Source organism: Furfurilactobacillus siliginis, from assembly GCF_001437435.1.
In the GTDB taxonomy this organism is placed as follows: Bacteria; Bacillota; Bacilli; order Lactobacillales; family Lactobacillaceae; genus Furfurilactobacillus; species Furfurilactobacillus siliginis.
In genome coordinates, this window is sequence record NZ_JQCB01000005.1 from 16,418 (window position 1) to 16,751 (window position 334).

Here is a 334-nt window from a genome sequence, read left to right on the forward strand (position 1 = left end):
ACGCTCTCGGCACGACATCTGGTCTCCATTGCTAATAACCTGGCGCTGGGGGAGTGCCTTTGCCCGCTTTGCGGGCAAAGCACAAGTGCAGTATCCGCCGAAGTAAACTCGCCGCCACGGGAACTGCAACGACCAACGTTCACTCTAGGTAATAGTTAACTGCAAACTCAAACAGCCGCCGTTTCAGAACACTTACTAGTGTGAATTGAGACGGTGGTTGTTTGAGTTTAATGGGTTCTTTTACTTTGATACTAACGGGGGGTGTGTCGCGCGCTTTGCGAGCGACACTCTCCGACAAAACAGGGTAACAGTGACGGCGGGAAACTAGCCTGCC